Source organism: Deinococcus rhizophilus, assembly GCF_030271215.1.
Taxonomy (GTDB): domain Bacteria; phylum Deinococcota; class Deinococci; order Deinococcales; family Deinococcaceae; genus Deinococcus; species Deinococcus rhizophilus.
This window is the reverse complement of record NZ_JASNGB010000002.1, coordinates 1-19,808: the sequence shown is the minus strand read 5'-3', so window position 1 is coordinate 19,808 and position 19,808 is coordinate 1. Positions and strand designations below refer to the sequence as shown.

Sequence of the window (19,808 nt, the reverse complement as noted above, 5' to 3'; positions counted from 1 at the left end):
GAACCTTTCCAGATGACCCAGAGGGCCACGAGTCGGCGTCCTGGAAGTACCCCGGCGGCACTCCCGCAGACAGGAAAAGCGCGGCGTCCCGCCCGGCCTACCGAGCAAAAGACCCTCGGGCATTGTGCTCGCCGTGGCCACGAACAACCTCTCACAAAGGGCCGGGGGGACTTAATGCGTTTCCCAGACCCACCCGGAACCTGCCTTCAAGTTCTCCAAAGAGGCGGGGACAAGGCGCCCCTCTCCCGGCAACCGCTGTTTCCTGCTCGCTCTGCTCGGATTGAACAGTTGTTGCAACCATTCAATCGGAATCCATATCAGCGGTACTCGGCCAGCAGCGCCCGGTGGTCACTGCCCGACTCCGGAAAGACCCGCGTCCGCGTTGGCGTGAGGCCCCGCGCCATCAGGTGATCGATGCGCAGGAACAGGCCCGGAAAGGTCCACCCCGGCCCCCGCCCGGCGAGGCTGTGGGCGTCCGGCCCGGAGGCCCGCCGCAGCTCCCGGTAGGCCAGCCCACGCGGGGGCGTGTTCAGGTCGCCGCCCAGCAGCAGCGGCTCCGTTCCCGCTCCCTCTTCCGCGATGGCCGAGAGCCGCGCCACCTGCGCCGTCCGCACGTCCCGCGTCTGCCGCACGCGGTCGAAGTCGCCGCGCAGTGCACTGGACACCAGCACCGTCCCCAGATGCACGTTGAGCACCCGCACCTCCCGGCCCTGCCAGCGCACCCGCGTTTCCAGGAAGGTGCGCTGAGTGCCCGGCGCGGCGTGGTTGGTGGCCGACAGCACCGGCAGCCGCGAGAGGGTCGTCACCTCATACCCGTCCCGCACCGCGTAGCCCGGCAGCCGCGCGAGCAGGGTTTCCCGGAAGCCGGGGCGCACGAAGTTCGTCTCCTGAAGCAGCAGCAGGTCCGCGTCCGCCGCCCGCAGCGCCGCCGCGATCTCCTCCGGCGAGCCAAGCAGCCCCTGCGCCACATTGAAGGTGATGACCTGCAGCGCTCCGTCCGTCTGGGGCCGCCAGTGCAGCAGGCCCGCGCCCCCAGCCGCGAGAAGGGTTCCCGCCAGTGCGGTCGCCACCCCGCGCCGCCGCCACAGCGTCCACCCCAGCACCAGCGGCGCGGGCAGCAGCCACAGCAGCGGCGGCGCGTAGGCCAGCAGCAGCGTGGGCACCGTCCGTTCCCCGACGAACTCCCCCAGTGCCCAGACCAGCGCGACTGTCAGCAGGTACAGCCAGGCGAGGCGCGAATGAACCATGCCCGCGAGTCTGCCACGCAGGCTGGTCGAAGCGCGGGAGGGCCGACCGCGTCCACCCGCCCGTCACGTCGGAATGGGGGGGTCCGCCCGGTTGCCCCATCCGGAGCAAGAGAAGGCCCCCAGCCGTGAAGCCGGGGACCCCGTTTTGCTGACGGCTGAGAGCGGGCGGCGGACCGCCCTACCGGTACTCCGCCGCCCGCTCCCGCGCTTCCTCCCGCAGGGCGAGTTCCTGGCGCTGCACCCCGGCGACCGCGTCCGCGACGGCGTCCTTGAGCTCATTGAGTCCCAGGGCTTTCAGGGCACTCACCGGAATGCCGCCCGTGCGCTCCACCTCGCGCTCCAGCACGTCCGGGTCGGCGGCCTCGGCCTTGTTCAGGGCGATCACGGTGGGCATCTCGCGGAAGCCGAGGTCCTCCAGAATGCGGTTCACCGCGTCCAGGCGGGTGTCGGCCCCCGGCGCCGCCACGTCCACCACATGCAGCAGCACGTCGGCGTCCCCGATCTCCTCCAGCGTGGCGCGGAAGGCCCGGGCGAGGTCTTTCGGCAGGTCGCGGATAAAGCCCACCGTGTCGGTCAAGACGACCGGGCCGATGCCCTCGATAAAGCCCTGGCGACTCGTCGGGCGCAGGGTGGCGAACAGCTTGTTCTCGGCCAGCACCCGGCGCGGTTCCTCGGCGGCGTGGGTAAAGGCGTTCAGCAGCGTGGATTTGCCCGCGTTGGTGTAGCCCACGATGGACACGACAGGCACGTCGTTGCGGGAACGGGTCTTGCGGCGCTCCTCGCGCCGGACGGCCACTCCTTCCAGTTGCTTTTCCAGGAAGGCGAGGCGGTCGTTGATCCGGCGGCGGTCGAGCTCCAGCTTGGTTTCACCGGGGCCGCGCGTGCCGATCGAGCCGCCCGCCGCGCTGCCCGCCGAGCCGCCGATGCGCGACAGGGCCGCGCCCGCGCCCAGCAGCCGGGGCTTCATGTACCGCAGCTGCGCGAGTTCGACCTGCAGCCGCGACTCGACCCCCTGCGCGTGCAGGGCGAAGATGTCCAGAATCAGCTGCGTGCGGTCCAGAATCTTCAGCCCGGTCGCCGCCTCGATCTCGCGGGCCTGGGCGGGGCCGAGTTCCTGCCCGAAGATCAAGAGGTCGGCGTCGAGGTGATAGGCCCGGCTGGTGAGTTCCTCCAGCTTGCCCGCCCCCACCAAGGTCCCGGCCTTGAGGTGACGGCGGAAGACGAGTTCCCTGTGGACGACCTCGGCCCCGGCGGTGCGGGCCAGCTCGGACAGTTCGTCCAGCCGCTCCTCGGCGTCGAACTCGCCCTGGTCGATCTGCACCAGGATGGCCCGCTCGCGGTCCTTCTTCGACTCGCGGGTGCGGGCAGCGCGGGCGATCTCCTCCTCCAGCGCGGAGACCTGTGCCCCCAGGTCGAACTCGTCGATCTGGAAGCTGGGCACCGGGTCGAGGATGCGCCAGTCCTCCTCCTCGCCGACCGTGCCGGGCGGGGTGAGGTGCGCGGTGTGGACCAGGCCGGGCTGACCCTCGTTGCGGACCTCGATGGCCGCCACCGCGTCCAGCCGCTTCAGGAACAGCGTGGAGAGGTCGCCCTTGCTCAGCGGCCCGCCGCGCGGGTGGGTGTGCAGGAGGTGAAAGCCCGCCAGCCGGTTCTCGCCGAGGCGCAGGTCGGGGAGTTCGGCGCCCTTCGCGTCTGCCACGCTGACCGAGAGCACCCGGCCCCGGCGGTCGATCAGCACGCTGATCTCGCGGCGGATGGCGTGGGAAAGCTCCGCGAGGTTGCGGGCGAGCTCGGGCGACCCGACCCGCCCCGGCTCGATGCGGCGGCGGTAGAGGTTACTCAGGGACTTCAGTTGCGCCGGGCGCAGGCCCGAGGTGTTGCCAAGCACTTTATCTATGTGAGGTCACATCCTTCGCAGGGGGGAGAGGGGAGAGGGAAAACGCACTCCGGGCCGCGCGGAAGGGGTCCGGGCGGCGGGTGTGGAGGCACGTTCCGGCATCACCCCAGGGTACGGCGGGGGAGCAGTGGAAAAGGTGTGCCTTTACTTCAGGAGGTTGATCATCGTGGGGCCAGAGTGACACGCGGGCGGGGCCGGGAGCATCCGCCGGGTGGCCTACAGAACGGGTGATTCCAGCAGCACCTGCGACAGTGCGTAACGCGACCGCGCCACCATCGCCGGGTTGGTGTGGAGGTAGTAGGGAATCTCGGCGGCGGCGATGGAGAGCGCCCACCCGCGTCCCCTGTCCCATGTCGCCCCGTCGCAGGCCACAGCCTCACGGAACACCCCCCGCGACTCAGCGTCCAGCCAGTTCCAGGCCACCGCCAACTCACACGCCGGATCGCCTGCCCGCAGCGCCCCGAAGTCGATTACGGCGCTGAGCCGCCCGTTCTCGGCCAGCAGGTTGTCGGATTTCAGGTCGCCGTGAATCCAGACGGGGGCCTTGTCCCAGACGGGCGCCTGGAGAGCGGCCTCCCACGCTGCTGTGAGGGTCACCCGGTCCAGGTCGTCGGGCAAGGCGGCGATGTTCTCGCGGGTGAAGGCGTCGCGGCTGAGCAAAGGCGCCCCGCGTTCTCCGCCGGTCGGGTCCGCCACCGGCCCGCCTGCGGTGTCCACCCCTTGCAGCGCCCGGAGGAAGGCGGCCAGGTCACGCGCCGCCTGCGGAAAGTCGGTGAGATGCTCCCGGAAGGCCGGTTCACCCGGCAGCCAGCGGTACACGCCCCAGGTCAGGGGGTAGCCCTCTCCCGGCTGACCCAGGGCCAGCGGCACGGGCACCTTCAGGGGGAGGCGCGGCGCGAGTCTCGGCAGCCACGCCAGCTCCTTTTCCACCTGCCCGGCGGCCTCGGGAATCCGGGGGAGGCGAACGGCGAGGTCGTCGCCCAGACGGTAGATCGCGTGCTCGCTGCCCGCCGAGGCGAACACGCGCACAGGCAGGTCGGCCCACTGGGGGAACTGCGCGGCGAGGAGACACCTCACCAGGTCGGTGTCGGTCTCCAGCTCGTCGGCGTGCAGGCGGACAGGGCGGTTCGTCATTCCCGCTGAGCGTAGAGGCTCGTCCGGGCGTGCCGCGCCCGCCAAAGGGCCTACTGAACATCAAAAACGCCAACCCCGGTTCAGGGCTGGCGTCCTTTTGGCGAAGAGGGTGGGATTCGAACCCACGGTAGCCTTGCGACTACTTCGGTTTTCGAGACCGACCCATTCAACCACTCTGGCACCTCTCCGCGTGTGGCTTTCCGGCTGGGGCCGGTGGGCGATCGGGAGCATAGCACGTCGGCGGGGAGTTGTGGACTCGGAGAGCTGCGGAGCAGAGGGGGCCATCAGATTTGCGGCCCGGACCCGCTCCCGGCTGCGGCACAGTGAGGGCATGAACCGACCTCTCCTTTTGCTCGCCAGCCTGGCCCTCTCCGGCGTGGCGCTGGCGGCCACCCGTGTGCCCGGCACCTTCACCTACTACTCGGCGGCCCGCGATCCCATCACCGACGCGAACACGGGCAGCGTGGTCATCGACGAGGTGAACGACACCTCCGGCCAGACACGCTTTGCCCTGCGCTGCGCTGACCGCGACCGCCCCGCGCTGTGGGCCACCCTGACCACCAAGAACGCCCTGCTGAGCGAGGACGAGGCTTACGCGGGCCTCAAACCTGCCGTGACCATCCGGCTGGGGGACGACCCGGCGGTCGTGCTGCGCGACTCGGACCTTGTGAGCGTGGTGGACACCCGTGAGAACGTGCTGACACGCAACATCGGCCTTCAGGGAGGGGTCGTGCGGCAGATCGCCGCCGGGCTGAACGCGGGCAAGCGGCTGGTGGTGCGGGTCAACCGCCGGACGGGGGGACAGGCGCTGACCTACACCTTCCCGGCGCGGGGCTTCGACGTGGCGTGGGCGGGCGTGAACGGGTGCCAGTCCTACGGCCGGGCAGCGACGGCTGCCGCGCCGCGTGCGACACCCCCAGCTTCTCCGGCGACCCCGGCGGCCGGTGCCCCCAAGTTCACCGAGTGGTACTTCACGGCCTGCCGCGACACCGTGAGCGGGGCCTCGCGGGCCGGGCTGGTGGCGGGGCGGGCGCACCTGTGCGACCTCGTGATCGAGACGGTGCCCAACGGGGCGCGGCCAGTGGCCGCCGAGTTCCGCTACGAGCTGGAGTACCGCGAGGGCGGGCGCACGGGCAAGCTGACCCTGCCCGGGGTGGACCGCTGGCCCTCCACGGGCGGCACCGTGACCCGCTTCCGGCAGGAGGGAAGCCGCCTGACCTTCACCCTGCCGCTCAACGTCCGCGCCCGCGCCGAGCGGGTGTACACCAGCCTCAACGTGACGGGCAAGGTGACCTTCGACAACGGCAGCGTCAAGAGCGTCTATGAGCCGCTGCCGGTGCGTCCGGGGAACTGAGGGCCGGGTGACCAGGGCTGGTCGCTGGAAGCTGGCGGCTGGCCGCTCCCCCGCACTACAGTTGGCCGCGTGACCGTCCCGCCCGCCGCTCCCGATCCCAGCCCGCCGCCCCAGGGCCCGGCCAACCCCGCCCCGGCCCCCCGGCGCTCGCTGCGGGTGAACACCCTGATCGTGATGGCGGGAACGCTGGGCTCTAGGCTCTCGGGCATCGTGCGGCAGCAGATCATCAACCTGTTCGATACGACCCTCACCGACGCCTTTAACGTGGCGATCAAGGTGCCCAATCTCATGCGCGAGTTGCTAGCGGAGGGGGCGCTCGTCAACTCCTTCATTCCGGTGTACAAGACGCTGGACGTGGCCGACCGCAAGAAGCTGGCGCAGGCCTTCAGCGGCGTGCTGATCGCGGTGAATCTGCTGCTGATGGCGCTGGGCATCTTCGCGGCCCCGTGGATCGTGGACCTGCTGACCGCCGCGAATTCCAACGTGGACCCGGCGCTGGCGACCTACATGACCCGGCTGGTGATGCCCTTCCTGATGCTGATCAGCCTCTCGGCGGTGGCGATGGGCCTGCTGAACGCCGACGAGCACTTCAAGGAGAGCAGTTTTGCGCCGGTCGCCTTCAATCTCGCCTCCATCGTGGCGCTGCTGCTGCTGCCCAACACAGCGACGTGGCTGGCCTTCGGGTGGCTGATCGGCGGGGTGGCGCAACTGGTGGTGCAGCTTCCGGCGCTGGCCCGCTTCGGGGTGCTGCCCACGCCCGCGCTGCGCGGTCACCCGGCGCTGGGGCGGGTGCTGCGGCAGATGGCCCCCTTCACCCTGACGGCGGGGGCGCGGCAGTTCCTGAACGTGTACGTGACCCGGCTGCTCACGAACAGCAGCCAGTTTCCGGTGGGCACCCAGACGGGCTACGGCAACGCCGAGGCCCTCTTCACGATGGCGAACGGCCTCTTTGTGGTGTCGCCCGTGCTGGCCCTCTTCCCGCGTTTCTCGCAGCACGCGGCCGACCGGGACTGGGGGGCGTTCCGGGCGCTGACGGTGCAGGGACTGCGGATCACGACCTTTTTCGCCGCCCCCATGAGTGCGCTTCTCTTCGCACTGGCCCCCTACGCCGTGAGCCTGTTTAACCTCAGCCGCGACTTTGAGGTCGCCAAGTTCCAGGCCGGGTCGGGCATCCTGACCGGGTGGGCGCTGGCGCTGGTGCCGTGGGCGGTCGTGACCGTGCTGCTGCGGACCTTCTACGCCCGCGAGCGCACCCGCGAGGCCGTGGTCGTCAGCGCCGCAGGCTTCGTGCTGGAGGTCGGGCTGTACAACCTGCTGGTGCCCCGGCTGGGGTTCCTGGGCTTTGGGCTGAGCACGGCGGTGAGCGGCGTGCTGATGGCGCTGACCCTGGGCTATATGTACCGCCGCGCCCTGGGCTTCCCCACCCGTGAGGTCGCCGCGCACCTGGGCCGGGTGGTGCCCCTCGCCGCCGCCGCCGGACTGGCCGCGTGGCTGGTGTCGCTCGTGATGCCTGGTCCCGGCTTTATCGTGCCCGGGCTGGTGGGGCTGGCGCTGGCGGGCGGGGTGGGGCTGGCCGTGTACCTCGCCGGGGCGCTGGCGCTGCGGCTGCCGGAGGTGGCGGGGGTGCGGCGGCGGCTGGGGCGGTAAGACCTGTGGTCCATACAGGAAGGTGGGAGGCGCTCCAAAGTGCCTCCCACCTCCCTCTTTTCCCCACAAACCACCCGCTACAGGCCCCTTACCGCACCCCCACCACCGCGTACGCCACCAGCGCCAGCCGTTCGCGCAGCAGGTAGCGGCGGTCGGGGCGGGCACTCAGGGGGCTGGGATCGGCCGCAGCGTCCATCTCCAGGGCGCGGGCCAGAGCCAGGGCGCGGGGGGTATGGGCCGCGTCGGTGACCAGGGTGACGGGGGTGCCGGGGGGCAGCAGGACGCGGGCGCCGCGCAGGTTCTCGATGGTCGTGCGGCTGCGCGTCTCCGCGATCAGGGCGGACCCAGGTACCCCCGCCGTCCGCAGGTAACCCACCCCGACCCCGCCCTCGGAGTGGGGGTCGCCGGGACGCCGCCCACCCGTCACCACGATGCGGCGCACGCCCCCCGCCCGGTACAGCGCGAGGGCATGGTCCAGCCGCCGGGCAAAGGCGGGGCTGGGGGTGCCCGCATACTGCGCCGCACCCAGCACGATCAGCGTGGGCCGGGGGGCCTCCGGGCGGGCGGCACTTCCGGGAGGCAACAGCACGAAGCCCAGGACCAGCGCCGTCAGCACCAGCAGCGGCAGCAACGAAGCGGAGGACCCCCGGGCACGCATGGAAAGTGAGCGTAGCACGGGCCATGCCTGCCGTCCTGCACGGTGAGGGGGCGGGAAGTGGGCCCACCGCCCCTGAAGGAAAGGCCAGAAACTGCGTTTCCAATATCCCACCCTCCCGGCTCCCTCCGAGGGAAGCTGGCCGCGAAGCGGACTGATACGGACTTCGATGGAATCGTCTACGAAGTGATTCCATCCGAGCGGAGGCGAGCAGGAGAAAGGGCGGGTTCCGGGAGATGGAGTTCCTTCCGGTGGGGTCCCGGAAGGAAAGGAAGTGGACGGCAGTCCGTATGGGGGGTCGCTTCCCAATCGCAGCCCCCGCCGCCGTGCGTCCCGGAGAGTGCGTGCTACGCTCGGCGCACTTCGCCCCGGTGGAGCCCCCCCCTTATGCCCAGAACCCTCGTGATCGTCGAGTCGCCCGCCAAGGCGAGAACCATCGAGAAGTACCTCGGAAAGGGGTACGCGGTGGAGTCCTCCATCGGGCATATCCGCGACCTGCCCAGGAGCGCCGCCGACATTCCCGAGAAATACAGGGGCAAGGCCTGGGCGCGGCTCGGCCTGGATGTGGAAAACGACTTCCAGCCCCTGTACGTCGTCTCCCCGGACAAGAGGCAGCATGTCGCGCGGCTCAAGAAGCTGGCCGCAGACGCCGACGAGATCATCCTGGCGACCGACGACGACCGCGAGGGCGAGAGCATCGCGTGGCACCTGTATCAGGAACTCAAGCCCAAGGTGCCCGTCAAGCGGATGGTCTTCCACGAGATCACCAAAGAAGCCATCCAGCAGGCCATCGCGCACCCCCGCGACATCGACACCAACCTCGTGGAGGCGCAGGAGGCCCGCCGCGCCCTCGACCGCCTCTACGGCTACGAGGTCAGCCCGGTCCTATGGAAGAAGGTAGCGCCCAAGCTCAGCGCGGGCCGCGTGCAGTCGGTGGCGACCCGGATGCTCGTCGAGCGCGAGCGCGAGCGGATGCGCTTTGTGAGCGCCCAGTGGTGGGACCTCGTGGTGACGGGGCGCACGGCGGCGGGGGCCACCTTCCCGGCCCGCCTCACCGACGTGGACGGGGTGCGGCTGGCGACGGGCAAGGACTTCGATCCGCTGACCGGGCGGCTGAAGGACGGGGCCGGGATGCGCCTGCTGGACGAGGCCGCCGCCCGTGCCCTCGCGGACGGCCTGACCGGGCAGCCGCTCACCGTCACCTCGGCGGAGGAGAAGCCCTTCTCCCAGCGGCCCTACGCGCCCTTCATCACCTCCACCCTCCAGCAGGAGGGCAGCCGCAAGCTGGGCTTCGCGGCCACCCGGACGATGCGGGCGGCGCAGCGGCTCTACGAGGGCGGGTACATCACCTACATGCGCACCGACTCCACCAACCTCTCCTCGGAGGCGGTGAACGCGGCCCGCAGCCAGGTGAAGGCGATGTACGGTCAGGACTACCTCTCGCCGCAGCCGCGTGTATACGCGAAAAAGGCCAAGAACGCGCAGGAGGCGCACGAGGCGATCCGGCCCGCCGGGTCGAGCTTCCGCACGCCCGACAGCCTGCGCGGCGAACTGCAGGGCGACGAGTGGCGCCTCTACGACCTGATCTGGAAACGCACGGTGGCCTGCCAGATGGCCGACGCGCGGGGCCGCAGCCTGCGGGTCCGGCTGGCCGGGAACGCGACCACGGGCGAGGCGGCGGGCCTGAGCGCCTCGGGCCGCACCATCGACTTTCCCGGCTTCCTGCGGGCCTACGTGGAGGGAAGCGACGACCCCGCCGCCGCCCTGGAGGACCGCGAGACGCCGCTCCCCCCGCTGAAGGAAGGCGAGCGCGTCAGCGCGGAATCGGTGAAGGCCGAGGACCACGAGACCCAGCCCCCCGCCCGCTACACCGAGGCTTCGCTGGTGCAGGCGCTGGAAGGGGCGGGCATCGGGCGGCCCTCGACCTACGCGAGCATCCTGGGGACCATTCAGGACCGGGGCTACGCGGTGAAAAAGGGGCAGGCGCTGGTGCCCACCTGGACGGCCTTCGCGACCTCTGCGCTGCTGGAGGGGCACTTCGGCAACCTGGTGGACTACGACTTCACCGCCCGGATGGAGGAAGACCTCGACGACATCGCGGGCGGGCGGGCGCAGCGGGTGCCCTACCTGCGGCGCTTCTACCTCGGCGAGGGCGGCGAGGGGATGGCCCTGCGGCCCCTGATCGACTCCAAGATGGGCGAGATCGACGCGCGGGGCATCGCCACCATCGGGGTGCCCCGGCTCGCGGGGAGCAGCATCGAGGTCCGGGTGGGCCGCTACGGGGCCTACATGCAGCGCGGCGAGGAGAAGGTGAACCTCCCCGATGACCTCCTGCCCGACGACCTGACGCTGGAAAAGGCCGAGGACCTGTTCAACCGCCCTACCGGGGACCGGGTGCTGGGCGAGGACCCCGCGACCGGGCACCCGGTGGTGGCGCGGGCCGGGCGCTACGGCCCCTACGTGACGCTGGGCGACGAGACGCCGCCCATCCGCTCGGCCAGCCTCTTTCCCGGCGACGACCCCGCCACGCTCACGCTGGAGCGGGCGCTGCGGCTGCTGAGTCTGCCCCGGCTGGTGGGCGTGGCCGAGGGCGAGGAGATCTGGGCGCAGAACGGCAAGTTCGGCCCGTACCTTAAGCGCGGCAACGACTCGCGCAGCCTCGCCACGCACGAGCAACTGTTCACGGTGACGCTGCCCGAGGCCGAGGCGATCTTCATGCAGCCGCGTTTCCGGGGTCGGGGGACGGCTGCCGCACCGCTGCGAACCTTCGAGTACGAGGGCCGCGCCCCCATCCTGCTGAAGTCGGGCCGCTTCGGACCGTACCTCACCGACGGCGAGAAGAACGCCACCCTCCGCAAGGGCGAGGAGGAGGCCAGTCTGACCGCCGAACGCGCCCTGGAGATTCTGGAGGAGCGCGGCAAGGAGCCCAAGAAGAAGCCGGGACAGAAGAACTCGGGACAGAAGAACTCGGGAACGCGGGCCGCAAAGACGGGTGCGAAGGCCGGGGCCAAGGCGGGCACAGCGAAGAAGGCCGCACCGCGCAAGACGACGGGGAAGACCACGGCCAGCAAGACGGCCGCGAAGAAGGCGCCTGCCAAAGCGACTACCCCCAAAGCCCCTGCCCTGACGTGGGCCGACCTCAAACCGCACCTCGGCGTTCTGAGCGACACTGAGCGGACGCTCGTCACCGCCACCCGTGACCAGGGGCGCAAGGTGGAGGACGTGGCCCCGGAACTCGGCCTGGACGTGAAAAAGGCCAAGGGCATGGCCCTGCAAGCCAGCAAGAAGCTCAACCAGGCGGCGCGGGGGGGCTGAGCCTTGCCCCCGCGTCCCGCCCGCCCCGAGCCGCCCCAGGCCCTGCACCTCGCGCGGCTGGCGGGGGGCACCCCGGGCGAGTGGGTGGCCCTGCCCGGCGGTGGGCTGCGGGTGCTCGCGCTGCCCGGCAAGGTGAACGGCCCCTCCGTGACGGGCTGGCTGACCTGCCTCGCGGGGGAAGCGGTGCTGGACCTTCCGCACGGCGAGTTCGTGCGCCTGCGGGCCGCCGAGGGCTACCGGGTCACGCCCGCCGAACCCTGGACCGCCCTTCCCGTCAAGGCGGGAACGGTCCTGCTGCTGGTCCCAGAAGGAGAGTCCCGAGGGTGAGGCCCGGGACGCTTGACGCCCCCGCGCGGTGCTAGCGTGCGGGCATGACGGCGGATGTGCGCGTAGATGTCGGGGTGCTCGATAAGGCCGCCTCCGGGGTGCGGCTGGGGGCGGAGGAGCTGGAGGCGCTTTACGCCCTGCCCCTCCCTGAGGTGGCGGCGGTGGCGCACGGGCTGCGGCTCTCGCGCTCTCCCGCCGAGGTCGTCACCTTCCTGATCGACCGCAACATCAACTACACCAACATCTGCAACGTGGGCTGCAACTTCTGTGCCTTCTACCGCACCCGCCGCCAGAGCGACAGTTACGTGCTGGATTATGCCGAGATCAGCGCGAAAATCCGCGAGCTGGAGGCGGTCGGCGGTACCCGCATCCTGCTGCAGGGCGGCGTGAACCCGGCGCTGGGGCTGGAGTACTACACCGGGCTGCTGCGGCATGTGCGCGGGCATCACCCGACCATCCGCATCGACGCCTTCTCGCCCGAAGAAGTGCTGTTCATGGAAAAGAGCTTCGGCCTGAGCCTCGACGAGTTGCTCGACACCCTGATCGACGCCGGGCTGCACGGGTTGCCGGGCGCGGGCGGCGAGATTCTGGAGGACGAGGTGCGGGCCAAGGCTGCCCCCGCCCGCATCCGCAGCGCCGACTGGTTCCGGATCATCGACGCGGCGCAGCGCAAGGGGCTGTACACGATCGCCACGATGGTGATCGGCTTCGGCGAGACGGTCGCGCAGCGGGTACGCCACCTCACGCGGTTGCGCGAGCAGCAGGACCGGGCGCTGCGCGAGTACGGCGGCAACGGCTTTTCCGGCTTCGCGCTGTGGACCCTCCAGACCGAGCACACCCGCCTGCATGGCAAGGCCCCCGGTGCGTCCGCCCACGAGTACCTGCAGCAGCTCGCGGTCGCGCGGATCGCGCTGGACAACTTTCCCAACTTGCAGGCCTCGTGGCCGGGACAGGGGTTCAAGGTCGCGCAGGCCGCGCTGTACTACGGGGCGAATGACCTCGGCTCGACGATGCTGGAAGAGAACGTCGTCTCGGCGGCGGGCGGGCACGGGCGGCATCAGGCCACCGTGCGCGAACTCGTGCGGATCGCCGTGGACGCGGGCTTTACCCCGGCCATCCGCAACAGCCGCTTTCAGATTATCGACTGGCCCGACGCGGAGGCTGTGCTGGGCCGGGCAGAGAACAACCCCGAGGCCGAGCGGGCGGTGGGGGCGTAGGGGGCAGGGGTCTTTTGAGGTCCCCTCACTGGGTCAGGCGGGCTGTCCGTCCCGCTGAGGGGCCGGGCTGCGGCGGGGTTCCCCGTTGCCGCCATCGGCGCCGAGATTCAGCCGGGCCTGCCGGGCAGCGGCGTGGGCCACGAGGGCGAGCAGAACCATGACAACGAGCAGCGCGAACATGTCTCCACGGTAGGCGGTGGGCAGCTCATCTGCCTTGCCGGGGTCTGAAGGTCATGGGGGGTCCCCCGGGGGGAGGCTCGGTGAACCCCCCCCGAACGCCCCCTCATGCGGCGCCGGGAAGTCGCCCGCACACTGACCCCTGTGAACACGCGTATTGCGGGAAAAAAGGTCCTTGCCATCGTCCTCGCGGGGGGCAAGGGCAGCCGCCTCGCCCCCCTGACGACCGAACGGGCCAAGCCCGCCGTGTCCTTTCTGGGCACCTACCGCCTGATCGACTTCTCGCTCTCGAACCTCGTGCACAGCGGCATAGGAGACGTGTGGGTGATCGAGCAGTACCTCCCGCACGGTCTGAACGACCACCTCTCGGGCGGGCGGCCCTGGGACCTCGACCGCACGCGCGGCGGGCTGGTGGTGATGCCGCCCTTTTCCAGCCCCGAGAACGAGGACGGCGAGTTCGCGCAGGGCAACGCCCACGCCCTCGCGCAGCACGTCGGCCTGATGCGTGAATTCGCGCCCGACGTGGTGGTGGTCATGAGCGCCGACCACATCTACAAGCTGGATTACTCCGACGTGATCCGCGAACATGTCCGCCGGGGGGCCAGCGTCACGATGGTCACGACCGACCTGGAGGACGAGGCGCAGGCCACCCGCTTCGGCAACGTGCGGGCGGACGGGGAGGGCCGGGTCACCGAGTTCGCCTACAAGCCCGACGAGCCGCTGGGCAAGACCGTGACCGCCGAGGTTTTCGTGTACGACGCGGCCATCCTGATGGATACGCTGGATGAACTGGAGCGGCAGGGTGACCTGGGCGATTACGGTGAGGAACTGCTGCCCGCCCTCGTCGCGCGGGGGGACGCCCACGCCTTTGGGCTGGAGGGCTACTGGATGGACGTGGGCACGCTGGACGCCTACATGCAGACCCATCAGGACTTTCTGGACGGCAAAGGCTTCTTGCTGGACACCCCCGACTGGCCTTTCATCACCAGTTCCATCGCCCGGCCGCCGACGCGGATTCACGGCTCGGCGCGGCTGGACCACGCCTACGTGTGCGGCGGCGCGGAGATCCGGGGCGAGGTGCTGCGCAGCGTGATCGGCCCCAACGCGGTGGTGGAGGAGGGGGCCAGCGTGCGCGACAGCATCGTTCAGCCGGGCGCGACCGTGCGGGCCGGGGCCAGCGTGAGCCGCGCCATCGTGGATCAGGGGGCGGTCGTGGAGGCGAACGCGGTGGTCGGGGGCCAGAGCGCCAACAGCCGCCTGAGCGTGATCGGGGCACACAGCGTCGTGGAGTCGGGCGCGAGGATCGGCCCCGGCCTCATCGTGGAGCCGCGTCAGACGGTCCGCGCCGGGCGGGAAGACGAGGTCGCCCGGCCCGCCGAGCGGGACAGCAAGGCCGGGAAGTAAAGGCAGAGGAGCCGGAGAGCCGGGGAGCCGTGGGCGGGGGCCTGCGGTTCCCTTCCCATTTGCCCCACGCCTACCCCGTACACTGCCGGGCGATGAGCGCCGCCCCCCGCCCTCCCCACACCCTCTCGGTCGCCCCGATGATGGACTGGACCGACCGGCACTGCCGGGTCTTTCACCGCACCCTGACCCGCCGCACCCTGCTGTACACCGAGATGGTCACGACCGGGGCCATCCTGCACGGCGACCGCGAGCGCCATCTGGGGTTCAGTCCGGTCGAGCATCCCGTCGCCCTGCAACTCGGCGGCTCGGACCCGGCGGCGCTCGCCGAGTGCGCCCGCATCGCGGGGGACTGGGGCTACGACGAGGTTAACCTCAACTGCGGCTGCCCGTCGGACCGGGTGCAGAGCGGCGCGTTCGGCGCCTGCCTGATGGCGACCCCCGACGTGGTGGCGCGGGCAGTGGAGGCGATGCGGGGCGCGACGAACCTGCCCGTGACGGTCAAGCACCGCATCGGCATCGACGATCTGGACCGCTACGAGCACCTCACCCGCTTCGTGTCCACCGTCGCGGCGGCGGGCGGCGAGACCTTCATCGTCCATGCCCGCAAGGCGTGGCTCTCGGGCCTCTCCCCGAAGGAGAACCGCGAGATTCCGCCCCTGCGCTACGAGGTGGTGCGGCAGCTGAGGGCCGACTTTCCGGGCCTGACGGTGGTCCTCAACGGCGGTGTCCTCAGCCTGGAGGCCGCCCGCGAGCACCTGTCCTGGGCCGACGGCGTGATGATCGGGCGGGCGGCGTACGGGGAGCCGTACCTGCTGGCGACCGCTGACCGCGACGTGTTCGGGGAGGCTGTGGCCCCACCCACCCGCCGCGAGGCCATCGAAGCCTTCCTGCCTTATGTCGCCGCGGGGCTGGAGGCGGGCCAGCCCCTGAACCGGATGATGCGGCACACCCTGGGCCTGTTCGCGGGCCAGCCGGGGGCCCGGCACTGGAGGCGCACGCTCAGCGAGCGCGGGCACCTGCCGGGGGCAGGGCTGGACGTGGTGCGCCGGGCGCTGGCAGGGGTGCCCGACAGCGTGCTGGACGCGCGGCCAGGGGTGGGAGAGGGTCAGCCCGCCTGACCGCTAACTCTGCCGCCCCGCCCGCCGCAGCACCACGCCCGCCACCACCGTCCCCGCGAGACTGAACAGCGCCGCCATGTAAAAGGCCGCGCCGGGTTCGTGGTACGGATTGCCGGGCCGGGTAAACGCCGCGAACACGCCCGTGGCGACCAGCGGCCCCACCACCCCCACCAGACTCTGCACGCTTGTCAGCGCCCCCTGCACCCGCCCCTGCTCGGTCGGATCGATCCGGCGGCTGATCAGGCCCTGGATCGCCGGACCCGCGATGCCCGCCAGCGACCCCAGCACGATGGAGGCGTACAGCATGGCGTCCGTCCGCGCCGCGCCCAGCAGCAGGTACTGCACCACGCCCAGCAGCAGCCCGGTGATGATCGCCCCCCGCTCGCCCAGCACCCGCACCGCCGTGCCCACCAGCCCCGCCTGCACGATCGCCGACAGCAGACCCACCAGCGCGAGCGCCAGCCCGTTCTGGGTGGCCGACCAGTCCAGCACCCGCTCGGTGAACAGCACCCAGGTGCTGAAGATCACCTGCTGCGCCATCCCGATCAGCACGAACGCGGCGGCGAGGTTGCGCACCAGCGGGTAGCGGCCCAGCACGGTCAGCGGTGCGAGCGGATTGAAGCGGATGCGTTCGGGTGCTCCCCGGCGCTCCGGCGGCAGCGACTCGGGCAGGATGAAGAAGCCGTAGGCCGCGTTCAGCAGCGCGAGCACCGCCGCCACCAGAAAGGGCAGCCGCACGTCTAGATCGCCCAGCACCCCACCCAGCGCCGGACCCAGGATGAACCCCACCCCGAAGGTGGCCCCCAGCAGTCCGAAGGACCGGGCGCGGTTTTCCGGCGCGGTCACGTCGGCCAGGTACGCGTTCGCCACCGTGATGCTCGCCCCGGTGACGCCCGCGATCACCCGGCCCACAAAGAGCCACCACAGGTTGGGCGCGAAGTACAGCAGCAGGTAGTCCAGCCCCAGCCCCAGCAGGCTGAGCAGCAGCACCGGCCGCCGCCCGTAGCGGTCTGAGAGTGCCCCCAGGATGGGCGCGAACACGAACTGCATCAGCGCGTAGACGGCCGTGAACACGCCCAGCAGCCGCGCCCCCTGGGTGGGGTCCCCGGCGAGGTCGCTCACCAGCCCCGGAAACACCGGGATGATCAGTCCGATGCCCATCACGTCCAGCAGGACGGTCAGCAGGATGAAGGGCAGCGCGGCACGCCGGGCCGGGGTGGGGAGAGGGGGTGAGGTCACCCGCAGAGTGTAGGCGCGGGTTCAGCCGTCGGCCATCCGCCGAAAGGCCATGTGGCGGCGGGGCTGGTGCCTGCCCTCAGCGCAGGAAGTCCTCGCCGCCCTCCAGCCGCCGAATCCACGCCGCGAGGATGTCGGTGCAGGCCTTCACGTCGCGGGCGTCCACCATCTCGGAGGGCGAGTGCATGTAGCGGTTGGGAATACTCACGACCGCCGTGGGCACGCCCGAGCGCACCAGCGTGAGCGCGTCGGCGTCGGTGCCGGTGTAGCGCCCGCTCGCGCTGAGGGTGTAGGGGATGCCCTCCTCGCGGGCGGCGTCCTGCATCTGCCGCAGGATGGCCGGGCTGGTCATCGGCCCCACGCTGAGGTTCGCGCCCGAGCCGAAGGGCACGGTGCCGTACTTCTTCTCGGAGACGCCGGGCTGCCCCGTCTCGTGGGTCACGTCCACCGCCACGCCCGCGACCGGGTTCAGGCGGTGGCCGCTGACGTGCGCCCCGAAGACGCCGATCTCCTCCTGGCTGGTGCCCACCGCGACCACCCGGTGCTTCAGGTCGGCGTCCTTCAGCGCCCGCAGCGCCTCCAGCACGATAAATCCCCCCACCCGGTTGTCGAGCGCCCGCGCCACGATCTTCTCGCCCACCCGGATCGGCCCCTGCTCGATGACGCCGTAGGTGCCCACCGGAACGCGCTGCTGCACTTCCTCCTTGCTCAGGCCCACGTCGATCCAGAGGTCTTCGAGCTTGGAGGCGTTCTTGCGGTCCTCGGGTTCCATCACGTGAATGGCCTTCTTGCCGATCACGCCGAGGATGTCCCCGCCCGGCGCGAGCAGCCGGATGCGCTGCCCGACGAGCACCTGCGGGTCCCAGCCGCCCACGCCCAGCACGCTGATCAATCCGCCGTCCCCGACGTGCGACACGATCAGCCCGATCTCGTCGAGGTGGCCCATCAGGGCGATCGTGGGGCCGTCTTCCGGGCCGAGTTCGGCGTACACGTTGCCGTAGTGGTCTTCCGAGACGCGGGCAAAGGTCGCCGCCTCGCGCTTCCACACGTCGGCGGCGCGGCGCTCGCAGCCGCTGGGGGCCGCCTCGCGCAGCAGGGCGAAGAGGAAGTCCTCGTTGATAGGGGCCTCGTTGATGGCGGCGGGGGTGCTGGGGGCCGGGTTGTCCTGGGTCACGCGGCCCAGTCTAGGCTGCCCCGGCTATCCTCGCCCCATGAGCCATCCTGCTTATGCCCCGGCCCCCGACCTGCGGGTGGGCGTGGAGGTGAGTTACCTCGCGGCGCACTCGGCCCCGGGGCGGCACCTCTTCGGCTACGTGATCCGCATCGAGAACCACACCGACGACACCTGGCAACTGCTCGCCCGGCACTGGGACATCGTGGACGGCTCGGGGCGTCATACGGTCGTGGACGGCGAGGGCGTGGTGGGCGAGCAACCGGTGCTGGCGCCCGGCGGCGTCTTCGTCTACGACTCCTTCGTCACCCTGGAAGACCCGCCCGGCCAGATGAGCGGCCACTACGTGATGCAGGACGCCTGGGGGGTACGGGCGCGGGTGCCCGTCCCGGCCTTCGGGCTGGTGGGGGAGACGGGAGGGCGCACGCTGAACTAGAGCATTTGCCATAAGAATGCGGTGGGTTTCCGCAGTCGTTGGCCGAGCGGAGCGAGCGACTGGGACAGGAACATGGGGCAGAATAGAGGCACCTGGGGCGCCGTTCCCCGGGGGCCGTCATTCTGTCAAATGCTCTAGTCGCCAGCCGTCAGCTCTCAGCTTTCAGAGGCGGGAGCTTCAGCCCGAGCCTCAGCACCTGACGGCTGACGGCTCCCTCACGCCTGCGGCAGCTCCGCTTCTACCAGCGTGCCGTGCCCCGGCTCGCTGAGCACGCGGTACTTGCCGCCCCGGCTCTCCACCCGCTCGCGCATCTGCATCAGGCCCAGGCCCCCGGCGCTGCTCACGCGGCCCGAGACCTGCCCCGGATCGAAGCCCGCGCCGTCGTCCTGCACGCGCAGGGTGACCCGGTGGCCCCCGTGCAGGCTGACGGTGACCTCGCGGGCGCGGGCATGCTTGGCGACGTTGTTGAGGCTCTCCTGCAGGATGCGGAAGACCACCGCCTCGTCCCCCGGCGCGAGGTGGATGTCCCCGGTGACGGTCAGGGTGGTCCTCACATTGTTCTGTTCCCCGAAGTCCTCCACGTAGCGCCGCACCGTCTCCAGCAGCCCGTAGCGTTCGAGGTCGATGGGCCGCAGCGCGAAGATCGAGCGCCGCACCTCCTTGATCTGCTCGCGCAGCAGCACGGTGGCGGCGCGGACCTCGGCCTCGGCCTTCTCGGGGTCACTGGGAAGTTGCCGCGCCACCACATCGAGCTTGAGGGCCGCGAACGCCAGCGACTGCGCCACCCCGTCGTGAATCTCGCGGGCGATGCGGGCGCGTTCGTCGCTGATGGCGAGTTCTTCCGAGTACAGGTAGGCGCGGGCGTTGCGGACCCCCAGCGCGGCCTGCGCCGCCAGCAGCGCGAGCAGGGGCAGCCGGGCGTCCTCGAAGGCCCCGGGCCGCTCGTCGCCGAGGACCAGCACCCCGACCAGCCCCTGCTCGTCGCGCATGGGAAAGCCCAGGGCGGAGGTCGCGCCGGGAAAGACCTCGGCGGCCTCGCCGTCCCCGGCGACCAGGGGCGTCCCGGCCTCGGCCACCCGCTCCACAAAGGCCGGAGCCAGCAGGCCCTGCCCGCCGCGCTCGCCGGTCCAGTCCTCGGCGTATTCCAGCCGCAGCAGGCCGTCCTGATCGCGCAGGTAGGCAGCCTGCCCCCCGGCGTGCACCCGCTCGGCCATGTTGCGGGTCACGCGGGCCAGCAAGCGGCGCATGTTGCGCTCGGCGCGGATGGACTGGTCCACGCTGTAGACCGTCATCAGGTCCAGGGTGCGCTGCCGGGCGGCCTCCACCCCGGTGGCGACCTCGGCGGCGATGGCCTGCGCGAGCCCCTCGGTCCCGGGCGTCGGGGGTTCGGTGAAGTGCAGCGCGAGCGCCCCCCCGCCGGGGATGGGGACCCGCAGCGGAAAGCGGGCGACTGTGGCCTCCCCCGCCGCCGCC

Annotated in this window: 16 protein-coding genes and 1 tRNA gene; 8 read left to right on the top strand and 9 right to left on the bottom strand. The window is 71.0% G+C overall.

What is annotated here, in order from left to right; translation table 11 throughout:
• Positions 1-317: 317 nt before the first annotated feature.
• The 4 genes from QOL99_RS00535 to QOL99_RS00520 all read right to left on the bottom strand — a co-directional run bounded on the left by QOL99_RS00535 (position 318) and on the right by QOL99_RS00520 (position 4,466).
• Complete coding sequence (locus tag QOL99_RS00535) at positions 318-1,247, bottom strand: endonuclease/exonuclease/phosphatase family protein (protein WP_285520664.1); 930 nt, start codon at positions 1,245-1,247, stop codon at positions 318-320.
• 178 nt (positions 1,248-1,425) lie between these two features.
• Positions 1,426-3,135 (bottom strand): GTPase HflX, encoded by a 1,710-nt coding sequence (hflX, locus tag QOL99_RS00530; protein ID WP_285520663.1) that lies wholly within the window; start codon positions 3,133-3,135, stop codon positions 1,426-1,428.
• Positions 3,136-3,360: 225 nt separating this feature from the next.
• Positions 3,361-4,278, bottom strand: a complete 918-nt coding sequence (locus QOL99_RS00525) for an aminoglycoside phosphotransferase family protein (protein ID WP_285520662.1) — start codon at positions 4,276-4,278, stop codon at positions 3,361-3,363.
• 98 nt (positions 4,279-4,376) lie between these two features.
• A tRNA-Ser gene (locus QOL99_RS00520) sits at positions 4,377-4,466 on the bottom strand.
• A 143-nt stretch (positions 4,467-4,609) separates the two neighbouring features.
• On the opposite strand from QOL99_RS00520, the gene QOL99_RS00515 reads away from it, so the two are divergent.
• Both QOL99_RS00515 and murJ read left to right on the top strand, forming a co-directional pair.
• Positions 4,610-5,632 carry a hypothetical protein gene (locus QOL99_RS00515; RefSeq protein WP_285520661.1) on the top strand — a complete coding sequence of 341 codons (1,023 nt, stop codon included), beginning with the start codon at positions 4,610-4,612 and terminating at the stop codon, positions 5,630-5,632.
• 69 nt (positions 5,633-5,701) lie between these two features.
• A complete protein-coding gene (murJ, locus tag QOL99_RS00510; RefSeq protein ID WP_285520660.1) occupies positions 5,702-7,279 on the top strand; it encodes a murein biosynthesis integral membrane protein MurJ in 1,578 nt (525 codons plus the stop codon).
• An 88-nt stretch (positions 7,280-7,367) separates the two neighbouring features.
• On the opposite strand, the gene QOL99_RS00505 is transcribed toward murJ, so the two are convergent.
• Positions 7,368-7,937, bottom strand: coding sequence for a YdcF family protein (locus QOL99_RS00505; protein ID WP_285520659.1), 570 nt, complete (start codon positions 7,935-7,937; stop codon positions 7,368-7,370).
• 384 nt (positions 7,938-8,321) lie between these two features.
• Between QOL99_RS00505 and topA the strand changes: the two genes are divergently transcribed.
• The 3 genes from topA to mqnC are packed head-to-tail and all read left to right on the top strand — an operon-like array spanning position 8,322 to position 12,793.
• The gene (gene topA, locus QOL99_RS00500) at positions 8,322-11,249 is read left to right on the top strand and encodes a type I DNA topoisomerase (protein WP_285520658.1); all 2,928 of its coding nucleotides are present in this window, start codon (positions 8,322-8,324) and stop codon (positions 11,247-11,249) included.
• 3 nt (positions 11,250-11,252) lie between these two features.
• Complete coding sequence (locus QOL99_RS00495) at positions 11,253-11,576, top strand: hypothetical protein (RefSeq protein ID WP_285520657.1); 324 nt, start codon at positions 11,253-11,255, stop codon at positions 11,574-11,576.
• A gap of 44 nt (positions 11,577-11,620) precedes the next feature.
• Entirely contained in the window at positions 11,621-12,793 is a 1,173-nt protein-coding gene (gene mqnC / locus QOL99_RS00490; protein ID WP_285520656.1) for a cyclic dehypoxanthinyl futalosine synthase, read from the top strand.
• Between the two features lie 33 nt (positions 12,794-12,826).
• Here the strand turns inward: mqnC and QOL99_RS00485 are convergent, their stop codons facing one another.
• Positions 12,827-12,973, bottom strand: a complete 147-nt coding sequence (locus QOL99_RS00485) for a hypothetical protein (protein ID WP_285520655.1) — start codon at positions 12,971-12,973, stop codon at positions 12,827-12,829.
• A 141-nt stretch (positions 12,974-13,114) separates the two neighbouring features.
• Between QOL99_RS00485 and QOL99_RS00480 the strand changes: the two genes are divergently transcribed.
• Both QOL99_RS00480 and dusA read left to right on the top strand, forming a co-directional pair.
• Positions 13,115-14,374: a glucose-1-phosphate adenylyltransferase family protein gene (locus QOL99_RS00480; RefSeq protein WP_285520654.1), complete on the top strand. Its 1,260-nt coding sequence runs from the start codon at positions 13,115-13,117 to the stop codon at positions 14,372-14,374.
• A 92-nt stretch (positions 14,375-14,466) separates the two neighbouring features.
• Positions 14,467-15,492: a tRNA dihydrouridine(20/20a) synthase DusA gene (dusA, locus tag QOL99_RS00475; protein WP_285520653.1), complete on the top strand. Its 1,026-nt coding sequence runs from the start codon at positions 14,467-14,469 to the stop codon at positions 15,490-15,492.
• A gap of 3 nt (positions 15,493-15,495) precedes the next feature.
• Here dusA and QOL99_RS00470 read toward each other — a convergent pair whose 3' ends face one another.
• Together QOL99_RS00470 and QOL99_RS00465 are read right to left on the bottom strand one after the other, a co-directional pair.
• Positions 15,496-16,731, bottom strand: coding sequence for a TCR/Tet family MFS transporter (locus tag QOL99_RS00470; RefSeq protein ID WP_285520652.1), 1,236 nt, complete (start codon positions 16,729-16,731; stop codon positions 15,496-15,498).
• A 76-nt stretch (positions 16,732-16,807) separates the two neighbouring features.
• The gene (locus QOL99_RS00465; RefSeq protein ID WP_285520651.1) at positions 16,808-17,902 is read right to left on the bottom strand and encodes a M42 family metallopeptidase; all 1,095 of its coding nucleotides are present in this window, start codon (positions 17,900-17,902) and stop codon (positions 16,808-16,810) included.
• A gap of 37 nt (positions 17,903-17,939) precedes the next feature.
• Between QOL99_RS00465 and apaG the strand changes: the two genes are divergently transcribed.
• Complete coding sequence (gene apaG, locus QOL99_RS00460) at positions 17,940-18,335, top strand: Co2+/Mg2+ efflux protein ApaG (RefSeq protein WP_285520650.1); 396 nt, start codon at positions 17,940-17,942, stop codon at positions 18,333-18,335.
• Positions 18,336-18,550: 215 nt separating this feature from the next.
• Here apaG and QOL99_RS00455 read toward each other — a convergent pair.
• Positions 18,551-19,808: GAF domain-containing sensor histidine kinase (locus QOL99_RS00455; RefSeq protein ID WP_285520649.1), on the bottom strand; the 1,258-nt coding region annotated here is incomplete at its 5' end.